This window comes from Aliinostoc maniaoense, from assembly GCF_058172895.1.
The window spans coordinates 2,910,700-2,933,502 of record NZ_CP187952.1; the positions used below are offsets into that span (position 1 = coordinate 2,910,700).

General features: G+C 40.5%; 14 protein-coding genes and 1 pseudogene. 6 read left to right on the forward strand and 9 right to left on the reverse strand.

Going from position 1 to position 22,803, the window contains the following annotated elements; genetic code table 11:
* Positions 1 to 346: 346 nt before the first annotated feature.
* Positions 347 to 7,501 (reverse strand): annotated as a pseudogene (locus ACPZ3T_RS12830) (SDR family NAD(P)-dependent oxidoreductase).
* A 438-nt stretch (positions 7,502 to 7,939) separates the two neighbouring features.
* On the reverse strand, positions 7,940 to 8,251 hold the full coding sequence (locus ACPZ3T_RS12835) for a hypothetical protein (RefSeq protein WP_490276744.1): 312 nt from the start codon (positions 8,249 to 8,251) through the stop codon (positions 7,940 to 7,942).
* Positions 8,252 to 9,037: 786 nt separating this feature from the next.
* Between ACPZ3T_RS12835 and ACPZ3T_RS12840 the strand changes: the two genes are divergently transcribed.
* From ACPZ3T_RS12840 to ACPZ3T_RS12850, 3 genes are all read left to right on the forward strand, one after another.
* Positions 9,038 to 10,225: an ABC exporter membrane fusion protein gene (locus tag ACPZ3T_RS12840; RefSeq protein ID WP_490276745.1), complete on the forward strand. Its 1,188-nt coding sequence runs from the start codon at positions 9,038 to 9,040 to the stop codon at positions 10,223 to 10,225.
* 287 nt (positions 10,226 to 10,512) lie between these two features.
* A complete protein-coding gene (gene devC, locus ACPZ3T_RS12845) occupies positions 10,513 to 11,685 on the forward strand; it encodes an ABC transporter permease DevC (protein ID WP_490276746.1) in 1,173 nt (390 codons plus the stop codon).
* A gap of 144 nt (positions 11,686 to 11,829) precedes the next feature.
* Positions 11,830 to 12,522, forward strand: coding sequence for a DevA family ABC transporter ATP-binding protein (locus ACPZ3T_RS12850; RefSeq protein ID WP_490276747.1), 693 nt, complete (start codon positions 11,830 to 11,832; stop codon positions 12,520 to 12,522).
* A gap of 336 nt (positions 12,523 to 12,858) precedes the next feature.
* Here ACPZ3T_RS12850 and ACPZ3T_RS12855 read toward each other — a convergent pair whose 3' ends face one another.
* Positions 12,859 to 13,275 carry a hypothetical protein gene (locus ACPZ3T_RS12855; protein WP_490276748.1) on the reverse strand — a complete coding sequence of 139 codons (417 nt, stop codon included), beginning with the start codon at positions 13,273 to 13,275 and terminating at the stop codon, positions 12,859 to 12,861.
* 224 nt (positions 13,276 to 13,499) lie between these two features.
* Between ACPZ3T_RS12855 and ACPZ3T_RS12860 the strand changes: the two genes are divergently transcribed.
* Positions 13,500 to 14,972: a site-2 protease family protein gene (locus ACPZ3T_RS12860; RefSeq protein ID WP_490276749.1), complete on the forward strand. Its 1,473-nt coding sequence runs from the start codon at positions 13,500 to 13,502 to the stop codon at positions 14,970 to 14,972.
* Here the strand turns inward: ACPZ3T_RS12860 and ACPZ3T_RS12865 are convergent.
* Both ACPZ3T_RS12865 and ACPZ3T_RS12870 read right to left on the reverse strand, forming a co-directional pair.
* Positions 14,934 to 15,140, reverse strand: a complete 207-nt coding sequence (locus ACPZ3T_RS12865) for a hypothetical protein (protein ID WP_490276750.1) — start codon at positions 15,138 to 15,140, stop codon at positions 14,934 to 14,936. The two genes, ACPZ3T_RS12860 and ACPZ3T_RS12865, sit on opposite strands and share 39 nt — an antisense overlap.
* Positions 15,141 to 15,148: 8 nt before the next feature.
* Positions 15,149 to 16,399 carry a glycoside hydrolase family 10-like protein gene (locus ACPZ3T_RS12870; protein WP_490276751.1) on the reverse strand — a complete coding sequence of 417 codons (1,251 nt, stop codon included), beginning with the start codon at positions 16,397 to 16,399 and terminating at the stop codon, positions 15,149 to 15,151.
* Between the two features lie 378 nt (positions 16,400 to 16,777).
* On the opposite strand from ACPZ3T_RS12870, the gene ACPZ3T_RS12875 reads away from it, so the two are divergent.
* A complete protein-coding gene (locus tag ACPZ3T_RS12875) occupies positions 16,778 to 17,275 on the forward strand; it encodes a hypothetical protein (RefSeq protein ID WP_490276752.1) in 498 nt (165 codons plus the stop codon).
* Positions 17,276 to 17,498: 223 nt separating this feature from the next.
* Here ACPZ3T_RS12875 and ACPZ3T_RS12880 read toward each other — a convergent pair whose 3' ends face one another.
* The 4 genes from ACPZ3T_RS12880 to crtR form a co-directional block, all read right to left on the reverse strand.
* Positions 17,499 to 18,224: an SDR family oxidoreductase gene (locus ACPZ3T_RS12880; RefSeq protein WP_490276753.1), complete on the reverse strand. Its 726-nt coding sequence runs from the start codon at positions 18,222 to 18,224 to the stop codon at positions 17,499 to 17,501.
* A gap of 167 nt (positions 18,225 to 18,391) precedes the next feature.
* Positions 18,392 to 18,982, reverse strand: coding sequence for a Crp/Fnr family transcriptional regulator (locus ACPZ3T_RS12885; protein WP_490276754.1), 591 nt, complete (start codon positions 18,980 to 18,982; stop codon positions 18,392 to 18,394).
* A 27-nt stretch (positions 18,983 to 19,009) separates the two neighbouring features.
* Complete coding sequence (locus ACPZ3T_RS12890; protein ID WP_490276755.1) at positions 19,010 to 19,375, reverse strand: hypothetical protein; 366 nt, start codon at positions 19,373 to 19,375, stop codon at positions 19,010 to 19,012.
* Between the two features lie 81 nt (positions 19,376 to 19,456).
* Positions 19,457 to 20,347: a beta-carotene hydroxylase gene (gene crtR, locus ACPZ3T_RS12895; RefSeq protein ID WP_490276756.1), complete on the reverse strand. Its 891-nt coding sequence runs from the start codon at positions 20,345 to 20,347 to the stop codon at positions 19,457 to 19,459.
* A gap of 349 nt (positions 20,348 to 20,696) precedes the next feature.
* Between crtR and pyk the strand changes: the two genes are divergently transcribed.
* A complete protein-coding gene (gene pyk, locus ACPZ3T_RS12900) occupies positions 20,697 to 22,466 on the forward strand; it encodes a pyruvate kinase (RefSeq protein ID WP_490276757.1) in 1,770 nt (589 codons plus the stop codon).
* Positions 22,467 to 22,803: the final 337 nt, after the last annotated feature.

The window sequence follows — 22,803 nt, forward strand, 5'->3', positions numbered from 1 at the left end:
GGAATCTGGTTAAGAGGTTGTTTGAAAAGTCTTTGGTAATGTATCGAATATTTTTAGATCCCCCTAAATCCCCCTTAAAAAGGGGGACTTTGATTCTAGTTCCCCCCTTTTCACATTAGGGAGTTTGATTTTAGTTGCCTGTTTTTGAAGTTAGAGAATTTGATTCTAGTTCCCCCCTTTTTTTAAGGGTGGTTAGGGGGGATCAACAAGTGTTTAAAAACACAGCTAACCACTTTCCAAACATCTTCTAAAGGTGTATTAATCCTAAGCTATAAAGCATCCGCGAGAGCTTGCGGTGCGTTACGGATTTATTGGTGATCATTTATCTGTTTAGGCAAATATCTGGTTAAACTTTCGCTAATTCTTTGGGTAAAATAGTTCCCTTAGCACCTAGCATTTGGGAATAGATTTTACCGTGGGAATCATGGGCTATGACATCGCCTATTACGGCTGATTCTGTTTTTGATTTGATTTCACAGGAAATGTAAAATTCTTCGTCAAAGGGTATAGGTGCAAACTGTTCAAAATTGTCAATTCCTGAAGGCAAGCAACCCAGTTTATAAAAATGCTGTGTCCATATCCATAAAGGATGAATTTGAACATCGACAATATATGGATTGAAGGTTTGTACTGGAAATTGTCCTTGTTGCCTCGCTGCTAAATCATTTAAAAGACATTCTATAGTTATCTTTTGAGGACTAATATTGAAAACCTTTTTTACACCTTGAAAAGCAGAACCATGAAATAAGCTTGATGAGTCAGTTTGATAAAAAGACTTATTGAGATGTTGCTCGGTTTGCTCCCGGTTAAACAATTCATAAATAGGAGCTAGTGGAATTTTTTCCTTGAGTTGGATATCAGCACTGAAATGATAACGTATTTTACCACAATTCTCACTCCAAATTCTAGCTTTGAACTCTATTTCTTTGGAGTGAAACTTATTAATTTCTTCCAAGTCTAAAATGTATTGATTGTTTTCTTTGCCATCAAATATAATTCCCTTCAAAACTTTAAAATTTAGGCAACTAAAAAATTTATAACCAGGATATATTTGTTCACAGGTATTAGCAATCCAGGCAATAGAACAGGTGGCTGGTAAAACTGGATTACCGGCAATTACATGATCTTGTAAAAACGGATTTGCTGTTAATGTTAACTGTCGGTGGATACGGTAGCTTTTTAATTGAGGATCTAAGGTTTTTGGTGTGTAAGTCAGAGGGCTACCAATGACTACTTGTACAGTGTTGTGGTTGGTGGGCGCGAGTTCATCCACTAGCATTTGTGTGCCAATGTCAAGGGGGATTGTGTGAATATTGCGTTCAGCAAAGGCTTTCTTTAACTCTGGGGATACCATTCCGCTATCCCAAGGCCCCCAATTAATAGCAACCACATGACAATCGGGATGGTTGAGTTTGACAAGATGGGCTGATTTGTTGAGAATTTCATTAGCGATCGCATAATCAGCTTGCCCTACATTGCCATAGAAACCCACCACAGAAGAAAACAGCACTAAATGACGCAGTTGATTAGGTGGTACACATCGCAGTAAGTTGGCTAACCCTTTGACTTTGGCAGTGTAAACGGTTTCAAAATCCTGAATGGTTTTTTTCTCAATCCGCTTATCTGCGAGATTTCCAGCCCCATGAATAATCCCTGTCACCGCACCTATACGCTCAACCGCAGCAGTTAACTGTTCTGATAAAGCGATCGCATCGGTGACATCCACGCTCAAATACTCGGCTTTTGCACCACTGTCTGCGATCGCTTTGAGGGTTGCAGCAATGGCTCGCTGAGAAGCAATTTCCCGGAACTTTTTCTGCACCATTACAGGTGTCGGCTTTTCTCCTTGGGCTTGGAAATACTCCATAATCTGCTTTTTCAATTCCGCCTCATCCTGGCAACCCTCCGCCCATACAGGCTCAGGTTCAGGGCTAGAACGACCAAGTAGAATAAATTTACATTGATAACGCTGTGCTAATTTGATAACGCATTCAGCCGTTATCCCTTTTGCACCACCACTGACAAGGAATACAGACGTGTGATCAATCATTTTTCTCTCCTTATGGATAGGCAGGGGGTGGGGGGGCAGGGGGGCAGGGGGCAGGGGAGCAGGGGGCAGGGGGCAGGGGAGCAGGGGGCAGGGGAGCAGGGGGCAGGGGGACAAGGGAGACAAGGAAGACAAGGGAGACAAGGGAGACAAGCTTGCCCTGAGCGCAGTCGAAGGGGAGAAATATTTACCCTAATGCCCAATGTCCGATGCCCGATGCCCGATGCCCGATGCCCTATTTGTTTAACAAACCAAAGTTACTCGTCCCTGTGCGCTATATCCGACTTCTACAATTAATCTATTGGGGTCGTAAAGTTCTGCTAGGATGTGGTTTACTGATGTTTGTTCGTCTAAATCAGGGCTGAGGTCTATGGCTCGACAAAATACTGATTCCCATTCCTGATTGATAGTTTTAGTGAGTCCGAATAAACCGCCACTAATTGCACCAAAGTTAATGTTTTGTTTGAATCCCAATTCCCCATCTAGGCGAGTAATGGTGAGGAAACAACTACGTCCTAAGAGTGCGGCTTGATTTAAGGGTTGTTTGAGATGTTTGGCGATGAGGAAGATATGGCGAAGGAGGGTTTTTTCGGATTCTAAATAATGGACACCGCTTATTTGTGTGTGATTGGCTGGATTTAAGTGGATAAATGCACCAATTTGACCATAATTATTTGCGATCGCATCTAACTGTTTTTGCAGATGTTCCTCACTCCAGTCTGTCAATACTACGCGATTAATTCCTGCTGGTAAAGGAGACAGTTTATCTATCACCGTTTGCGGAAAGGTTAATACAACGGTTTCCCAACCACGTTGACAAAGAGTCTCACCTAATTTTCCTGTTGTCAGTGAACCATCATCGGTTAACAAAAGGATATGTTGCTCAGGTAAGGCACATTCTAAAACATCTGGTTCAGGAAGAAATTTCAGTTTAACGGGATGACGATGAATTAAAGATGGTGATTCCTTGATTTCAGGCTGCTGGGGTGGAGATGATGTATTTTGTTGTGTCTCTAGCAACAGCATTTTTTTTTCCGCCCCTGCCACCTGTTGCTCTATATATGCAACAATTTCTCCCAGTGTCCGCAGTTGTCCTAGTTCTTCTGGATTTGGTTTGGGTAGTTCGGGATATAGTTCTAACAATGCTCCCAGAATTTCTACCCGTTTGATGGAATCAATCCCTAAATCTGCCTCAATATCCATCGACATATCTAACATTTCAGTGGGATAGCCTGTTTTATCACTGACAATGTTCAGTAAAGTGGGACTGAGGTTAGCTAAGTCAATGTCGGATGGGGAAGATGTCACTTCAACTTCTGGGTGAGGGGAAGCTGTCACTTCAGATGTCACTTCAACTTCTGGGTGAGGGGAAGATGAATCAGATATGACTGCCACATCTACTTGATCTACTGCAACCCCTGGTACTAAAGTTTGCATATACTCGACTATTTGACCAAGAGTCCGCAGTTGTCCTAGTTCTTCTGGATTTGGCTGAGGTAAATCAGGGTGGAGTTCGAGCAATCCTCCCAGAATTTCTACTCGTTTGATGGAATCAATCCCTAAATCTGCTTCCATATCCATCGCTAAATCTAACATCTCCACGGGGTAGCCAGTTTTATCACTGACAACGTTGAGCAAAGTTTGACTGAGGAGGGCTGTATCAATAGCTATTGGTGATGGAACTGCTACCGTTGTGGTGACAGAATGATTTTCTATCGGTGTGATCATCTCTAAAACTGCTTCTGGTTGATGATTTGCACCATTACCATTACCGTTACTCAGACCATTTGATAATGGTTGAGATTGAGTGATCACACCGTTACCAGCTACAGCAGTTGATGCGTTTTTTACCAACACCGGATGCGGTTCAACAGCACTATAGGGAGATGGAATTGCTGGGGTATCTAGGGGTGATAAAAGAATATTGTGATTGATTAACTGGAAAAATTGGTTAGTGTATTGCTGTTGATAGTTTAAATATTGTTCATGGATGCGGAGGCTTTCAGCTTGATGATCATGAAACCGCATCATACTACGCTCAGAACTGGAGATTGCGAGTTGTTGTGTTTGTGCTTGTTCTTCGGTGAACTTCCCATTTCCCCACAACGCTTGCTGTTGCTGCATGAGTTGGAAGAACGTTTTGGTATATTCTATTTGATGTTGTAAAGATTGTTCATGAACTTGTAAAACACTACGTTGATGACGATTAAATTCTATGAGTGTGTATTCTAAGCTATCAATAATTTTTTGATAGTCTGTAGTAGATGACAGAGGCTGAATTACTAATTTTTCTCCTTGCCCATTTTCAGAAGATGCCATCTTCGCTCCATTTTTGACTAATACCTGGTTTTGTGGTTTTGAGTTGGCAGCCTGAGAAAGACCATTGTTTACAGGTGATTTGACTATTACTTCCTGTTGCATAGCTTTTTCAAAGGCTTGTTTGGTTTTTGGAGAAACATAGTTGGTGCTATTTAAGCGCACATTTAAAGCTTTGTTGGTGGCGACTTTTGGGATTTTGCTCTCTAGTTGGTAAGAGTCGATATTTTGCAAAGCTAACCCAGCCACGCGCAACTGAATCACAGCTTCTTTGAGAGTGCGATCGCTATCTTTGGTATAATTCCCATTTAAGGCTACAGCTATATGAGGGCGATCGCTCAAAATCTCTTTGACTAAGTTAGTCAGAACTTTACGGGGGCCAAACTCAATAAAGCAATCACCACCTTCAGCATAAATATTCTCAATCTCTTTCTGAAACAACACCTGATTCATCAGATGTTCTTTGAGAATACTTTGAATTTCCTGCGGGTTCGGTGGATAAGGTTTAGCTGTGAGATTACTATAAACTGGGATTTGTGGCTGGTTGAAGGTAACTGTCTCAATGGCTTTGGCAAAGGGTTTTTGAGCGTGAGCTACTAACTGGGTGTGAAAAGCAGCCGAAACACCAAGCAACACCGTAGAAAAACCCTGAGTTTTCAAAATCTCGGCTATTTCAGAAATTTCACCTGTTGCCCCCGCTAACACCACCTGCTGATGAGAATTGAAGTTAGCAATACTGACTTGAGGGAAGTTTTTCATAATGGCTGTAATCTCACCTACATCCCCTTTCACCGCTAACATACTCCCGGCATCAAATTGGGGATCTTTGGGTGCAGCCATTGCTTGACCCCTAGACTTGACAAGAAAACAATAATCTGCTTCACTTAAAACCCCAGCCGCCCACAGTGCTGTTAGTTCCCCAAAGCTATGTCCAGCAACAAAATCAGGCTTGAACCCCGCTTGTTGTAATATCTTGTACAACCCAACACTAAAAGCCCCAATTGCTGGCTGTGCATATTCAGTTAGTTGTAATCTTTCTAACTGAGCGGCTTTTTGTGCCGCATCAAATACAGGCGCAGGGAACACAACTTCGGAAATGGGTTGTAAACCATCTTGAGATAACAAGCTATCCATCTGAGCATAGCTCTGATGCAGACAAGGGAAGTTAATCGCCAATTCCCTTCCCATTTCTAAATATTGTGAACCCTGTCCAGAAAATAAGGCGACTACCTTACCTATAGACACCCCAGTTTTACGATAGTAAATTCCTTGGGGATGCTCCCAGGATTCAGCTTGGGGTTTGTTTTTGAGTAAATCAATGGCTATTTGTAAGAATTGGTGAGCTTGTGTGAGAGAATCGGCAACAAACCCGACTCTAGCATGATTGAGGGGAATTTCTCCGGCTTGAGAGGCTGTCACCAGTTCTCTATAATTTCGCTCTCTAGTATCAGATTGCCATTGATGGTGAATTTCTTGACAGCGTGACAACAACTGCTCTGCTGTAGATGCAGATATCAGTATTGGTTGGGCAGTTTGATGTAAACGGTAGGGTTGGAGATTTTCTGGTTTGTATTCTTCTAAAACCACATGATAATTTGTGCCACCAAAGCCAAAGGAACTAACTCCGGCGCGTCTTGGTTGGCTATCATTGCTCATCCAAGGTCTAGTTTCTGTATTTAAATAAAACGCAGAATTATCAATCTCTAGTTTAGGATGGGGTTTGGTGACGTTAATTGTCGGGGGTAAGACTTTATGGTGTAGAGCCAATACTGTTTTAATCAGACTTGCTGCACCAGCCGCCGCCTTGGTATGCCCAATTTGAGATTTGACGCTACCGAGGGCAATATATTGTTTTTTAGGATTATTTTCCCCGAAAAATTGTTTAATTGACCCAAATTCGGTAGGATCTCCCACCATTGTGCCTGTACCGTGTGCTTCTATTAAACCTACACTAGCAGGGGAAATTCCTGCATCTTCATAGGCACGGCGTAAGGCTTTGATTTGTCCTTCTGAACGGGGTGCATAGATGCTTTTATAGCGACCATCGCTAGAAGTGCCAATACCTTTAATAACTGCATAGATGCGGTCGTTGTCTCTTTGAGCATCTTCTAAACGTTTGAGAACTAACATCCCCACACCTTCACCCAGCATCATGCCATCAGATTCGGCATCAAAGGGTTTGACCTTTTCTCCAGAGGAAACCGCAGGAGTTTTACTAAAGCACATATAAGCCAAAATCGAGTTATCGGTGTCAACGCCGCCAGTAATCATCATGTCGGCTCGACCTTCCACTAGCTCACTAATGGCTATTTTTAAAGCACCTAAAGAACTCGCACAGGCGGCATCAACTACACAGTTCATTCCCCCCAAATCGAGGCGGTTGGCAATGCGTCCAGCTACTACATTGGCTAGCATCCCCGGAAAGGCGTTTTCGTCCCACTGCACATATGCAGCTTTGATTTTCTCGATGATGGTTTGGGTTTGTGCGTCGGATAAGCCACTACTTTTGAGGACTTTTTCCCAGACTGGATACTGTAATCTTGTCCCTAGGGGAACTGCCAATTGTCTGCCTATGGCTACACCTAATACTACCCCAGTGCGATCGCGCAGCTGATCATAGATATCACTATCCAATTGGCATGATTCACCATAACCCGCATCTTCCATTGCCGCTTTCGCTACCACCAAAGCTAACAACTGAGAAATATCTGTAACTTCTAAGGTGTTAGGTGGTAATCCAAATTCCATTGGATTAAAATCAATGTCGGGAATAAATCCACCACGTTTGCAGTAAGTTTTATCAGGTGTTTTAGGGTTGGGATCATAATAATCTTCTATGCTCCAACGGGATGCCGGAACATCAGTAATGCAATCTACTTTCTGCATAATCTTTTCCCAATATTCCTGCAAGTTCTTACATTGGGGAAAGATAGAAGCCATACCAATAATTGCAATATTAGTTTGTGAGCGTTGAATTGTCATATTATTTTCTGGGATATGAGTGATGGTTTTTTTGGTTATTGGTGTATGGTCAACCATATGTTTTTTGACTTTTATCATCTTGAGCAGAGCCTGTTCACAATTGCTTACTTCGTCTTGCAATTGTGCTAATCTAGCTTCAATTCTAGAAGCAATCATGATTTCATCTTCACTATCGATTTTGTGAAATTTAGCCGGATTCAGTCCTTAGTTTTCTCGATTAATCAGGCAAATACGCTAATCCACGGCTCATTTATATAAATACTCTTTGCCCTAGTTAAATGTTCACTCTCAACTAGCAATATTCAACTCTTAAATCGAGGTAATTTACTTTTTTATAACGGTGTAAGCTGAACTATTAGATATTAAGGAAAATACTGCTATCACCAAGCAAGTTTTAAATACCTTAATCACTGCAAGCTTAATTTATCTAATTCTGGTTCATCCTATGCAATTGACAGTTTCTCTGATATTAACTTGCTTGATCTGCTATTACAATCGATATGCAACTTAGGTGCAACTGCATAAGTTATAATAGTGCTTGTGTGATAGTCAGTATTTTTCCATTCACAATATCATCTCTCGTCTATGTTTTTCTCATAGTGATTTGCTACAAGAATCACCATCTCCGGGATTAGCTTCTTGTTCAAGCTGCTCATCTTCCTTGTTTCTAATTGGGTGATAGTGCGTATTATTTAATAATTGCTGCTCAAGCTCACTTACACTAATACCAATTTCATCAGCTTTCTTGTTTTTCCACTTTTCCAATTCTGAATCATGTTGATTTAACCATCCATGTAACGCTAAACGAGCCATTTCAGCTTTGCGGAGTGTTTGGCGTGCTGCATGAAAAACTAGTCTCTGGTGATCAAAGTTTGTTAATGAAAGCATAAATCGCTTTAACTTCATTTGCTCTAAATCTCTGGAGGAATTACTGTTACTCAATAGCGATACAAGCTCTTAATTTATTCATACCTTAATTTTGAGAATTTTCTCAAAAAATTGCATATAAATTGCATATGTTCTGTAAAATTATGATTTGATTATGTATATTTATAGGGGTTGATTGTATTAATTGCTTCCCTTAGCAAATATTTTGATTCTACAATCATCATCACTAGGATGTTTCCCAGCTTACTTTTAGCAAAGATTATGTCTTCAGTTATCAAAGATTTAGTCGCTTATCTCTGACTAGGGCTGATTGGGAAAGACTACATAACTTCATAAAATAAATTTGGTTTTCAGCATCACGATACATATCCCAGAAGATGAATATATCTAGGATTGTCTTTACTAGCTAAAATCAACATCTACCAGAAGATTGATTCCGTTGAAGCTAAAAATATGTCAACCTAACCACAACAACTATCTCTAAAACATCAAGAGCAAAAACTATAAATTAGTCTGGTCAGGTGTTAATAATTTGACAAAATTATTTTATCTAAACAGAGAAAATAACTTGGTATTTTTAATAAACATACTCAAAATTGCTATTTCACGAATAATTTATTACTCACTATCAATTGTGTTGCATATCAGTTGTAATCGAGGATCAATCAGTTTATTGTTTATGCAGAGCAATATCAAATATATGGTGGGATTTTAGGAGCGATTTCTAGGCGCGATCGCCTGAATTTATATCAATAGTAATTAAGCCCAAACAAGAATATTCTTGGAATCATCAAAGGCATGATTATGGTACAAAAACAAAAAGAGTCATTTATTAAACCTCTCAATAAATGGACAATATTTTTGATGTTGCTGATGGCGATAGTTCCTGGTGCAATTACTCTCTACACTGTTACACGCTCTCAATCTCGACTGCAACTTCAAGAAGAAGTCAAAACTGTGCCTACAATCAATGCTGTTGCCGCTTTAGGACGTTTAGAACCCCAAGGAGAAGTAACTCGTCTATCTGCCGCAGGTTCTCTAGGCAGTGCGCGGGTAGAAAAAATTTTTGTCAAAAAAGGAGACTTTGTACGTCAGGGACAAGTGGTGGCAATTCTTGACAGTTACAGTATGCGTCTGGCAGCTTTTGAAAAAGCTCAAAGGCAAGTTTTGGTTGCTCAAGCTAGTCTTAACCAAGTAACAGCCGGTGCAAAAGCCGGAGATATCTCTGCACAACAAGCAACAATTGCTCGTTTAGAAGCACAATTACGCGGTGAAATATCTGCACAAGAAGCTACAATTGCTCGCTTAGAAGCCGAGTTACGTAATGCTCAAAGAGAAAATCAACGCTATCAGCAGTTATATAAAGAAGGTGCAATATCAGCATCTGATTCTGACAGTAAACGGTTGCGTGTTGATACAGTACAACAACAACTCAATGAGGCTAACGCTTCTTTAAACCGTACTGTCGAAACTCTGCAAAAACAATTATATGAAGCTCATGCTAGACTTGAGAGTCTCGCTGAAATTCGTCCTACAGATGTGCAAGCTGCACAAACTGATATTGAAACAGCAAGAGCCTCAGTCAAACAAGCTCACGCAGATTTAGAGTTAAGCATTGTCAGGTCTCCCATCAATGGTCAAATCCTCAAAATTCATACTAGAGCCGGAGAACTAATTGGCAATGCAGGCATAGCTGATTTAGGTAATACACAGCAAATGTATGTAGTAGCAGAAGTCTACGAGACGGATATTAAAAAAGTCCGCCTAGGTCAGTCAGCCATTATCACTGGCGATGCTTTCACAGGCGAATTAAGAGGAACAGTTACAGAAATTGGTTTACAAGTTGGGCAACAAAATATTTTCAGTACCAATCCTGGTGCAGATAGAGATAATAAAGTTATTGATGTCAAAATCCGTATTGATAGCCCAGAAGATAACAGAAAAGTCACTGGTCTTACTGATTTACAAGTTGATGTATTTATTAATATATAACCTGAACAATTTAGAAATTTGTAGAAATTTGTAGTGTGCATTAAAGCAACGGTAACGCACCGGATGATATAGCGTTTTCTAGTCTGCTGAGGTACGAATCTCTGCGTACCTACCCTTCTCCTTCCCTACGGGACGCTACGCGAACGGAGACGCTAACGTGAACGGGTTCCGCCCTTGGCGGTATGCGCTTTACTCCCCGCCCCTCTGCGTTTTAAAAAGAGTAAATCTACCTCATTTGAATAAAAACCGCTATAAATTTTGGATTAATTAATCGAGGCCGAAAAAAAATGATTCTCAACATACCTCTAGCCTGGTTACAATTAGCTCGACAAAAAGTTCGGTTTCTTGTAGCTTTAGCTGGAATCGCTTTTGTTGCAGTTCTGATGTTTATGCAAATTGGATTTCAAGATGCTCTCTATGACAGTGCTACACAGGTACATACTAATTTGCAAGCAGACTTAATTATAATCAGCGCACAATATAAAGCTTTAACATCTAACCAAAGCTTTCCACGCTGGCGTTTATACCAAGCATTAGGGTTAGAAAGTGTAGAATCAGTTAGCCCATTGTATTTGCAATTTGCTAAACTAAAAAATCCTATAAATGGCAGAAAATACCCTATTTATGTGATTGGATTTGAACCGATTAAATCAGTTTTTCTATTACCAGAAATTCAACAAAGATTAAAGTCACTACAACTTCCTAACATAGTATTTTTTGACAGTGCCTCCCGTCCAGAGTTTGGCCCAATTGCTCAAGAATTTCTGCAAGGAAATACTGTTAAAGTAGAGATATTTAATTATAACAGTTTAATTGGATATAAAGTTAGAGTTGGTGGACTGTTTAGCCTTGGACCTTCCTTTGGAGTTGATGGCAATTTAATTGTTAATTCTTCCACCTTTCTGCGTATCTTTCAAGATCGTTCCGTACAAAATATAGATATAGGCTTAATTAATCTCCAGCCTGGTAGTAATCCCCAAAAAGTCGTAGCAGCTTTATCTGCTAGATTACCCAAAGATGTGAAAATAATTACTCTCCAGGAATTTATTGCTTTAGAAAAAAGCTATTGGACTTTGAGAACGCCGATTGGCTTCGTATTTAATCTCATGGTAGGTATGGGTTTTGTAGTGGGAGTAGTAGTTGTTTATCAAATCCTCTACACTAATATTTCTAATCATTTGACTGAGTATGCAACTCTCAAAGCAATGGGTTTCAAAAATTATTATTTATTAAATGTGGTTTTTCAGCAAGCTTTAATATTAGCTACTCTAGGATATATTCCCGGTCTATTTATATCTATAATTTTATATGATGTCGCCAAAGATGCCACTAAGTTGCCAGTAATTATGAGTTTAGATAAGGTGGTTGTCATCTTTATGTTCACTGTTTTTATGTGTTTAATTTCTGGTTTCTTTTCTACAAATAAATTACGCAATTTAGACCCAGCAGATATTTTTTGAATTTCTTAATTACTGGGGTTTGTAATCCTGCAATATTGCTGTTGTGTTAGGGACAATATAACTTACCTAACAAAGCTTTTGGTGCGTTACGGCTTACGCCTAACACACCCTACTCGACTAGATATACTGTGTTTATTGAAAAATATGTTTAATAATTTAACGCCAGAAGATTATATAATTAAAATACAAAATCTTAACCATTACTTTGGAAATCACAAACTGAGAACTCAAATTTTGTTTGATATTAATTTATCAATTCGTTCTAGAGAAATTGTGATTATGACTGGGCCATCTGGTTCTGGAAAGACAACTTTACTAACTTTGATAGGTGGCTTACGTTCTGTTCAAGAGGGAAGTTTGAAGTTTTTAGGTCAGGAACTTAAGGGTGCTAGTGATGAACAGTTAGTAGAAATCCGTCGTCATATTGGCTATATTTTCCAGGCGCATAATTTACTCGATTTTTTAACAGCTAGACAAAATGTGCAAATGTCACTGGAATTGCACAAATATATTTCCACCAGGGAAGCTCAGAGAAAATCTGAGGCTATTTTGACGGCTGTGAATTTAGGACACAGAATTAATTATTATCCATCGGATCTTTCAGGTGGTCAAAAACAACGGGTGGCGATCGCTCGTGCTTTAGTGAGTCAACCCAAGTTAATTTTAGCCGATGAACCGACTGCTGCTTTAGATAGTAAAACAGGTAGAGATGTTGTCAATTTAATGCAGCAATTAGCCTATGAACAAAATTGTTCTATTTTAATGGTGACTCACGATAACAGAATTTTAGATATTGCAGATCGCATTATTCATATGGAAGATGGTAAATTGTGTTAAATCAGTTATCAGTTATCTGTTATTAATAGGACTTATGTAACTGGCATATTTTTTAGGGACTTCCAACTAAAAAAATATACAATCGCTGTGGTAAGCAGGAGGGCAGGGGGCAGGGAGCAGGGAGCAGGGGGAAAAATCAAAATATTCTTTCTCGGAAATTGGATAATTTATTTTCTGGAAGTCCCTTATTGATTTGATTCAACTTATAGCGTTTCCTAGTCTGCTGAGGTACAAATCTCTGCGTACCTCTGCGCTTTACTTTGCGTTCCTCTGCGTTTCAAAATATTATCTGTACCTCACTTAACTGGAAATCGCTATAACTTACCCGTCTATTAATCAGCGATCAAAAACATACTTTTGGGCTACCTTCCAATAGCGTGAAAAACGCTTAAGGTCAATATATCCATCGTAATCAAAAAACGGCTCGACCTCAAAAACTTCCAACTTTAAAGAACGCTCAATGACATCGCAGATATCATGAAAGCGAGGACTAGGGCTATCAGTCGTCACTACTAACTCAGCGTTATGTTCTTGAGCAAAAGCTAGAACTTCCTGCGCCACATTACCGCGCCGAATTTCTACAGGTAATTCTAACAAGCACTCGTAAATAAAAGTCAAACGCTTGAGACTAAGTTGCCATTCTTCAATTAACGCATCATCCCAAACCCAAATAGCAGGGGCGTTTGGGTATTCTTGTAAAGCTGGGTTGTCAGGACTTAAACAGTCGCCATGTATCCAAATTATTTTACTCAATGGGAAACTCATCTCTCAAAGGCAGTTGGTCGGTAATATTAATTGATTTTAACCTGAATCCCCAATCCTCAATTCCTCATCCCCTTGGGCAGACTACAGCGTCCGTTATAGATTAATCACGAAAGCCTTCCTAGAAGGACGGGGCTTGAGACCCAGGTTTTTGGTAAGGTATCTGTATCACCTGACTAATTCGGGCTTGGTCTTTCACAGCGAAGGGTTTGGAAATGTTTACTTCGTCAGAAACTCCTATTATTGGGACAATTTTGTTAGTGGCTTTTGCCATTTTGGGTTGGGGCTTTTATCGCGCCAAACCTTTTGGAAAACTGGGAATCTTGGCCTGGTTACAGTCGGTGGTGTTAATGACTCCCTGGCTGTTATTTTTCGGTTTGTTTGCAGCCGGAATTTATCTCAACATAGCGGGTATATTGTTCTTGGTGGTGGCTTCTGCTGGTTTATATATCTACTTAGGTAGACAGCTGCGTGCTGCTGGTCAAGATGAGATTCTTAAGCAACGAGCGACAGAAAGGTTGACGGCTGAGTCACCAACGGAAAATCCTCCCCAGCCAACAGCAGTAGTGGTGGAAATACTGCCAATTCCAGAAGAAGACTTAAATGTCATTAAAAGTATTTTTGGAATTGATACATTTTTTTCCACAGAAACGATCGCCTACCAACAAGGTGCTATTTTCAAAGGTAATCTGCGCGGTGAACCCCAAGATGTTCACAATCGTTTGACTGCCAGTTTAAAAGCAAAACTAGGTGATAAATATCGCTTGTTTTTAGTAGAAAATACTGACGGTAAGCCTGTGGTGATTGTTCTGCCTAGCAGCAATGACCCACGGCCAATGATGTTACCGCAAAAGGTGTTTGCAGCTATCCTGGCTGTAGCCAGCATTGGCACTAGTCTAGAAACGGCGGGATTGTTCCTCAATTTTGATGTTTTAGCTCATCCAGAACGATTACAAGAGACTTTACCCATCGGTTTGGGTATATTTGCCATTTTAATCGCCCATGAAATAGGACATTGGTTACTAGCTCGTCGTCATCAAGTCCGCCTGAGTTGGCCTTTCTTTTTACCGGCAGTACAAATTGGCTCTTTTGGTGCAATTACCCGCTTTGAGTCATTGTTACAAAATCGCACAGTATTATTTGATATTGCCGTCGCGGGGCCTGTAGCTGGTGGTATTGTATCTTTAATCATGCTGATTGTGGGTTTGTTGCTATCTCACCCAGGCAGTTTATTTCAGTTACCCAATCAGTTTTTCCAAGGTTCGATTTTAGTTGGTAGTCTAGCAAAAGTGGTTCTAGGTTCAGCCTTGCAGTCACCGTTAGTTAGTGTTAATCCCCTGGTGGTGATTGGTTGGTTGGGATTAGTAATTACAGCTTTAAACTTGATGCCAGCCGGACAATTAGACGGAGGAAGGATTGTACAGGCGATTTACGGACGCAAAACCGCCAATAGAGCCACGATCGCTACTTTAATTATTTTAGCTTTAGTAGGCTTGAGCAATCCTCTAGCACTGTATTGGTTAGTCGTCATTGCATTTATACAAAGAGACTTAGAGCGTCCCAGCTTGAATGAAATCAGTGAACCCAATGATGCTAGAGCAGCTTTAGGTTTATTGGTGCTGTTCTTAATGATTACCACCCTTTTACCCCTAACCCCCGGTTTGGCTGGCAGGTTGGGAATTGGGTGATTGGGCATGGGGCATGGGGCATTGGGCATGGGGCATGGGGCATTGGGCATTGGGCATTGGGGCAAGTATTTCTACCTTGTCTCCCCTATCTCCCTTGTCTACCTTGTCCCCCTTGTCTCCCTGCTCCCCTGCTCCCCTGCTCCCTGCTCCCTGCTCCCTGCTCCCCATTCCCCAATTTACGGTTTCCAGCCTGTGAGTAAATTAGGATACTTGGCAGGTGTGGCAAACATTTGCTTTAATGCTGTCTGACGTTCTAAGGGTTTTTCTTTCGTGAGATTCCAGAGGGTTTCATAAAAAAAGAAGGAGACTCCGGCAAAATTGCGATCGCGTGCTTTTTGTACTTGGGTTTGAATTTGCTGCATAGATACGGCTCTATTCTTCAAGCCAGTCAAAATCCCAATACTTACAGGGATATGTTTCTGGGCTGCTTTCACCTCTGGATACTCTAATTCTTTGATAAACACATTGAGATCATCGCGGTAAATCTGTAATACTAAATCTTCTACTAATCCCATCCGTTCCCAGCGTTGCCAGTCTGCTAGAAAATATTCGTAAGAAAAACGCTGGGGGTTGGGAGCAACGGAAACTAAGCAATCTTTTTTCACTGATTTAATGGCTGTAAATACCCGCTTCATAAAATCAGTGATTTTGCTGGCTCGCCACCGTACCCATTCAGGATCTTTGGGATTTTTAGAGGGAGCTTGACCACGATGTTCTTTTTTGTACAAAGCTACGGTATAGGCATCATAGCCCAATTCTGAAGGTAAGCCGAAATGATCGTCAAATTGAATACCATCAATATCGTAGTTTCTGACGATTTCGACAATTAAATCTTGGATAAATTTCTGTACATCGGGACGAAAGGGACTTAACCACACCCTGTCATGTATACCTTCTTTGACAATGCGCGTACCATCGTTGCGATTTGTCAGCCATTGGGGACGATTTTTCGCCAAAAGAGAATCGGCTGGTGCCATAAAGCCAAATTCAAACCAAGGAATGACGGTTAGCCCTTGTTTATGTCCCTCAGTGACAATTTCTTTGAGCATATCGCGCCCTTGTAATCCTGGGGTGGGATCAAGAGAGCGGCCAATCACTTTGGCTGCGACTCGACTGGGATAGAGTGTATATCCCCAATTCCACACTGCGGGATATACGGTATTAAAGTTAAGTTCATCTAATTTTTGTAAAGATTTTCGCAGGCGATCGCGCTCAAACAGCACATCACTATCAATATTCGTTAACCACACCCCTCTCAATTCCGATACTAATGATGAGTTGGGAGTGTTTTGGGCGTTTAAAGGTAACGATAAAATCACCGTAGCCGCCACACTCAAAACCAGCATGACTGTAAAAAATACTGGCTTAGTTCTTTGATGAAAATTCTGCAACAAAAACCTCACACACCACTTTTTCAGTATTTTCATAAATTGTTACATCAGCAGAACATCAGATAATAATTATGACGCTTATAACAGCCAGAAGTTGCTCTAATTCAGGATTTATCACATTTACATAGTTTTATTTACATTCATCTTTCGCCCGAAACTTTATGTTTTCTTTATATCTTCATTTAATGATTTCATATTATTCATCTGTTAATATCAATACATCAACTTCATATTTGTTGAGATTAAGTAAATAATATACCTAATAGTTGACCATTCAGTATATTTAGCATTATGCTAAGTTTTAATTAGAAAATTTCCATTTAGTTTAGTTAGGGATACGTAACCCCAAAAACTAGCAGGCGGTGTTTACACGGTTATATTGACGAATTTCCACCTAAAATCCCAGATTCAGTGATGAAAAGCCTAAGTAACTCGCAAAATCATCTGCCAGAAACCGCAGCAGCCACTAAAAGACTAGAAAGGGCAATCATGCTTGCTGCTGGTGATTTTTCGCTCATCTTAGCTAGCTGTAATTCCCTTCAAAAACAACAGCAAATACTCGATTTATTCACTGAATCCTCAGCATTCAAAATCCAAGAAATTACTCTCCAGCCCACTGACGAGACACTATACACAACCATCATCAATCAAATAGGCACTGTTCACCCAGAAGCTTTGATGATTAGAGGTTTAGAATCTGTGGAAGCAATTAATCAACTCATCACCAGCACAAATCTGATGCGAGATGAGTTTCGTAAAAGTTTTAACTTTCCCGTAGTCTTGTGGCTCAACGATGAAATTCTCAATAAACTAGTTTGGTTAGCACCTGATTTAAAAAACTGGGCAGCTAACACCATTCGCTTTGATATTCCCCATCATCAACCGATAGAAAGCCCAGTTCTGATTGCTTAACAGCTGATGGTGATGTAATCATTACTTACGCAACTGGCATATTAGTAGGGTGCGTCAGATATCAAACATCTCTTTATTGACAGCATTTAAGCAGTCTGAAGCACCCTACAAGACCTCAACAAGTCCTAAAAAACCGGGTTTCTGAACGAAAGATTAAGGTTTTAAGCTGAGAGATTTGCAAGAAACCCGGCTTTTAACCGAGGTGCAAGATGTGTGTTTAGAGCTAAATTCCAGGGCGGAGAATGTTCTCGGCTACTTGGGGAAACCATCGCTGGAGGAAGAACAGTAGTTTAGTTTTACCGATTCGCATTTCATAGCGATCGCGTGTAAAATTATGCCAAAATTCATTCACCAGTGCATCAGGTGAGATTTTCCCTTTACCCCTCCCTTCAGTCATCGGTGTATCTACTAAAGGCGCGATAATTTCAAATACTTTAATAGATGTGGTTTCCAATTGCCACCGCAAAGCTTTAGTAGCAATATGTATCCCTGCTTTACTACCACAGTAGACAGGCGCGCTTTCTTTAGGAACTAATCCCAAGCCAGAGGAAACATTAATAATTGCGGCTTCGGGCTTATTTAACAGATGCGGCAACATCAGTTTAATCAATTGCAATGGCGCAATTAAATTAGTTCGTAATTCTGCTTCGATTAACTCTGTTGTTATCTCTGGATTCACAAATTCATAGTTGTATTGAATCCCTGCATTGTTAATTAAAATATTCACATTTGGATAGCGATTAACTAGCTTTTGTAAGGCATTTAAATCTTTTAAATCAGCCACTTCAGTAATGATTTCAGGAAACACTTGTTTTACATCAGCTAACTTCTGTGCATCACGTCCAGTAATAATCACTGTATTTCGCGCTTGCAAAAATTTTCGTGCCAATGCCAAGCCAATTCCTGATGAACCACCGGTGATTAAAACTATATTGCCTTGGGTTGACATTGGAGATTTCTGCACTGATAGTTTGCTGCCTGAATTTAAGAATGAAATCAAGCCTGTGTGCAAGTTATTAGGATATAATTTTTTATTCACCATTGCCAGTTAAACCCGCATTTTAGAACACCTTATTCAGATATAATCTGGAACAATGGGTAAGTCATTAACTTATGTTAATTAAGCTGAAGATTTTTCCGAATGCGACTGAGAGACACAGGTGAAATTCCTAGATAAGAGGCAATGTGATATTGCTTAACTCTTGTTTCTAAGTTGGGATATTCTCTCAGAAACTTTTGATATCGTGTGGTTGCATCATCGAGAAGTAACTCCGCCTCGCGTTTCTCTTTTTTGATGAATAAAGCCTCAACTAATTTATAATTAATTATCTGCCAGCATGAATTTTCTGTACATAATTGAGTGTACTGGCTATAATCTGCAACTAGTAATAATGAATCTTCTAAAGATTCAATAAAAAATTGGGCAGGTTGTTTTAAAATTAGCGCGCTGTAAGCAGTCACAAAATGATTTTCTGGACAAAATGATTTTGTGAACTCACCACCTGCTGAATTTACATAATAGAGACGAAATATACCGGAAACAACAAATCCAATTTGAGCGGGAATTTCACCCGCACGAATCAGAAAATCTCCAGTTTTGATAGTTCGTGGTTGAAAGAGGTGAGTTAATTTTGTGATTTCATCTGTGGGAATCTCAACCAGGCTTTGCAAAACCTTTTGAAGTTGGATATAGGCAGGATTAAACATAGAATTGAATCAGCTTACATTCTCCGTTTACTGCACAGATGCTTGTGTTGTTTGAGTAATATTAGATTTGTTTTGTTGAACTTCAACTTGTTGTTCTGTTTGTATGAACTCTTCAAACAGGTTGAAAAATTTCTCTAGCGCAGCATTTTCATCTTGAGAAAAAAATAGGATAATCTGATCCCAGGTTTGATGAGAACTTAGATTGAATTTTTGCTGAATCCAATCTTGAAATTTTGAAAAATGCTCTTCTTGTGAAGTTTGGGGGATTTTCATCTGGCGACGGGCAAAACAATAACCAGCTAAAAAAGTACGGAGATTAGAGACAGAAGCACGTCCTAAATACATAGCAGGACGTTTTTGAATGTTGCGGATAAGATCATATATGTCAAGCATATATACCTCAATTTTTTCAGGCAGTATCTATTGGTATAAAAAGTAGTTTGTACTACCTGAAATTTTTTGATGGCAAGAAATCTATTCTTTGTGGCGATGAAATCTAATTCCTAAAAAGATGTCGTAAACAAATTCCCAGAAATCTTTTTTCTGCAACAATCCTGAAGTTTGATAACAGCCTTTCTCATCTAACAGTGGCTTCATCAGATAATAAGCAGGCTGATAGTTATACCAGGGGATAGACGGCCACAAATGATGAATGAGATGATAATTTTGACCGAGAATCAGGATATTCAGAAGTTTACCAGGATAGACACGGGCATTTTTCCAGCGATCGCGTTCCACAAAGGGACGATGGGGCAGATAATCAAAAAATAACCCCAGTGCTATCCCCACAACAAAAGCCGGGATAAACCAAAAATTGAGAATATAGCCTAAAAAGTGGTACTGTATGGCAATATAGACAATACTGACTACAATCAAGCGGCTAATAAACCACTCTAGTAGCTCATATTTCCGCCATAGTTGGCGTTGAAAGAAAAATACTTCGTGATACAAAAACCGTACCGCAATCAACCAAAGTGGCCCGCCTGTAGAGACGTAATGATCAGGATCGTCTTTGGGATGGTTAACATGGCCGTGATGCTGTAAATGCACTCGCGTAAATACAGGAAAGGCAAAAGCTAAGATCAAGGCACTACCATGACCTAACATAGCGTTAATAATCCGGTTGCGGTGGGCAGATTGATGACAAGCATCATGAATCACCGTCCCCGAACAATGTAAAGCTAAGGTATTAATACTAAAGCACAGCCAATCAGGCCATTGCCATAACCAATAACCAAAATTAGACAATACCAACATAGCCACAGCAGCGAGAAATAACAGCACTGTGGGATTAAAATCACCAGGAGGCATTAAAAATTCCTTGGGTGGGACTTTTAATGGCTGCTGTGCCTCCAATGTGAGCATTACTATCTCCTTTTTGATCGAATCATTACGAATATACGACAAAGATTAGTGAATAATAAACTTTTATAAGGTTTTATATAGCAAGATTTATCTACATCTTTGTCGAGTGGTAGATGAATAACGCTATGATTCCAGACAGGACAATCAGTCTTTGCTGATAAGGGTGTGCTATCCGCATAACGGATAATCTTGATGTAAAAATCTCTTGTTGAGGGAGGATGGAACACAGATTGGTGTACTATAACTACTCTGTGCCACAGTTTTGCAATTTCTCAGACATTTCAGTCGCGGATATAGCAGTTCCTCAACTCACTATGACTCACTAAATAGCTCCCTAGAATCAGCCCCTATGCAATTAAGAGATTCTGTACGCCGAACCAAAATTGTTGCGACAATTGGCCCCGCCACCAGCAGCCCGGAAATGCTGAAGGCAATTATTGAAGCCGGTGCAACCACTCTGCGGCTTAACTTCTCCCACGGCTCTCATGCTGACCATCAGCGTAATATCCGCCTAATTCGGCAAACCGCCTTTGAACTAAATCAGCCAGTGGCAATTCTCCAAGACTTGCAAGGGCCAAAAATTCGTTTAGGAAAGTTTGAAAACGGGTCTATAGTTTTAGCAAAAGGCGATCGCTTCACATTGACAAATCGCCCAGTTGTTGGTACTCAAGAAATTAGCTGTGTCACCTACGATTATTTGGCTGATGAAGTCCCTGTAGGTGCAAAAATCCTCCTCGATGATGGCCGTGTAGAAATGGTGGTGGAGGATATCAACCGCGAGAAAGGCGATTTGCATTGTCGGGTGACGGTTGCTGGTAAGTTATCTAACAACAAAGGTGTAAACTTCCCTGGAGTTTACCTTTCCATTAAAGCCATGACCGACAAAGACCGCGAGGATTTGATGTTCGGTCTAGATCAAGGTGTAGACTGGGTAGCATTGTCCTTTGTCCGCAACCCCCAAGACATCATCGAAATTAAAGAACTGATTTCTAGCACAGGGAAGCAAGTACCAGTAGTTGCCAAAATTGAAAAACATGAAGCGATAGAACAAATGGAAGCAGTTCTAGCTTTATGTGATGGCGTAATGGTAGCTAGAGGTGACTTAGGGGTAGAACTCCCAGCCGAAGATGTCCCCGTACTGCAAAAACGGCTAATTGCGACAGCCAACCGTTTGGGTATTCCCATCATCACTGCTACCCAAATGCTAGACAGCATGGTGAGTAACCCCCGTCCCACCCGTGCGGAAGTCTCAGACGTAGCTAACGCCATTTTAGACGGTACAGACGCGGTAATGCTGTCTAATGAAACGGCTGTGGGTAGTTATCCTGTGGAAGCAGTAGCTACAATGGCACGTATTGCCGAACGCATTGAACAGGAAGAAGATAACAGTGCCAAATTACGACAACTGCGCGATAACCGCCGTTCGATTCCCAATGCTATTAGCCAAGCTGTAGGGCAAATTGCTGAACAGTTGGGAGCAGCAGCAATTATGACCTTAACCCAAACCGGGGCGACAGCTCGCAACGTCTCGAAATTCCGTCCTCACACACCGATTTTGGCAGTCACACCCCACGTTAACGTGGCGCGACAGCTACAGATGGTTTGGGGTGTGAAGCCATTGCTAGTTTTAGAATTACCTTCCACCGGTCAAACCTTCCAAGCCGCCATTAATGTGGCTCAGGAAAATAAATTACTGTTTGAGGGTGATTTAGTGGTGATGACAGCTGGTACACTCCAAGGTGTTTCCGGTTCAACGGATTTGATTAAAGTTGAAGTCGTAACAGCGATACTAGGCCAAGGTATTGGGTTAGGACAAGGTTCAATCAGTGGTCGTGCAAGAGTAGCTCACACAGGACTAGATGCGACTAACTTTAACCCTGGTGATATTTTAGTTGCTTCCCACACCGGTGCTGAATATGTAGATGCGATTCGCAAAGCCGGCGGAATTATTACAGAAGACGAAAGTTTGACCAGCCACGCCGCCGTAATTGGTTTACGCTTAGGTGTACCGGTGATTGTAGGTGTCAAGCAAGCTACCCAAGTGATTCGTGATGGGGCGATTCTCACAATGGATTTACAACGGGGTATAGTTTATTCTGGCGCAGTAGGAACACCGTAACAATTCAAAACTCAAAATTCAAAAAATCATTTTGGATTTTGAATTAGTTGATAAATCTTGGTACATTCATAAATCTAGCGATGAAGAATTTGGCAGTTTTTAATTTTGTTAAAAACTCATCTTCATCGCTGTTTTTTGAATAATTTAGTGTGAGTTCGATGACCTCTCCCCAACCTCTCTGCGCTTCGGAGAGGGGCTTAAATATCTTCAAATATAAACGAAAAATGAAGATTGTGAAGCCTCTCTCCTTGCAGGGGAGAGGTACTCTACGAGAAGAGCTTCGCTCAATGGAGAGGGGTTTTTTAAATTCGTCGAACTCATACCAATTCTCTATGAA